Below are 1,386 nucleotides of genomic sequence, written 5' to 3' on the forward strand. Positions count from 1 at the left end.
GCCAAGGCATCCTCCGTGTGCCCTTACTAGCTTAACCTACCTAAGCCTAATATTTTAAGGTACTCACTCTCGGTGAATGTTTTTCCCTTGACTATCATTTCCTTATCTAATTTTCAAGGTGCGTTTCTATTTGTTTCACCGCATCTCGCGGCGACAGTTATAAATCTATCATATACAAAGCCTACAGTCAAGTATTTAAAAAGGGAAGTAAATACAATTAAAAGGAGGCTTTTTCTAATTATAACCTAAATAAAGTTGATTTATAGCATAAATTTGCTTTATTTTAAAGGATTATCGAGTACTTAGGCATTTGACAACCTATTCTCCAATTACAGATTCTCATCAGCTCATACTGAATCCTTTAATTAGCTCTGAACGGCTTATAAATAAACTTTTCCACAGATTATCCTGAGTTCACATATAGTATTTCATGAAAATTACAGATAGTGAGGATAGCCCAAAAGCCTTTTGCCATTTTGCCATCCCCGTTTTCAGATATTCTTTAATCTATTTCGTTAATATATCCAGCTAATTAAGACCTGGTTTATTTTGGCCAGTGCGATTTCCTACTGCTGTTTTTCTTGAGGTTCCCTCTTAAAAAGCCGCTCATCGCTTCCCCTCTACTTCCGTAGCCTTAACCGGTCCATAGAGTTTCTTAGATCTAAACTCTTAGAAACTCTTGTCCTTTGTAGAAAAGTCGATCTTATCAAAAGCGATTCTCTCTAATTCTAGTAATGATTTAGATGTTGTTTCGAATTACGCAACATACTCTTTCAGGTCTGTTAGAAATATTTCATCATCACTAACCAAAATTGTACGAAATACCTCTTTTACACCCTGTCATATTTTTTCTCTCCATATTAACAGAAACCATTTTATAATTCTTTGAAGTTTTAACTTAGCATTCCCCTTAAAAATAGATTATTAATTCAAAAATTTTTGCGAAATAGGGGAAATATCTAAAGATAATTAAACAATGCACAGTATATGTTGCATAATTCGATTGAATATAGTAGCAAAAATATTTCTGGATGAGTATACGATGTTTCTGATCTGACTTTATTTCTATAATCTCACAACTTACAGCAGAAGTCTTATGTAAAAACATACCAAAAAGCCATCCAGAAAAACTGGATAGCTTTTTGGTATGCCTGGCAACGACCTACTCTCCCAGGGGTCTGCACCCCAAGTACCATCGGCGCAGAAGGGCTTAACTGTCGTGTTCGGGATGGGAACGAGTGGAACCCCTTCGCTATAATCACCAGACGTTTCCCGGAATCTGCGATTCTGGGACAATATTGAGATGTGTGAATCACACACCTTGAAAATTAGAAAGGAAATGAAGTCAGAGTGAGAGTAAGTAGGTTAAGCCCTCGACCGATTCGT

General features: G+C 36.4%; 1 rRNA gene. It reads right to left on the minus strand.

The features are described 5' to 3' along the window. Positions 1 to 1,149 precede the first annotated feature (1,149 nt). Positions 1,150 to 1,266 (minus strand): 5S ribosomal RNA (gene rrf, locus DL897_RS17990). Between the last annotated feature and the right edge of the window lie 120 nt (positions 1,267 to 1,386).

Source organism: Thermoflavimicrobium daqui (genome assembly GCF_003313465.1).
Classification (GTDB): domain Bacteria; phylum Bacillota; class Bacilli; order Thermoactinomycetales; family Thermoactinomycetaceae; genus Thermoflavimicrobium; species Thermoflavimicrobium daqui.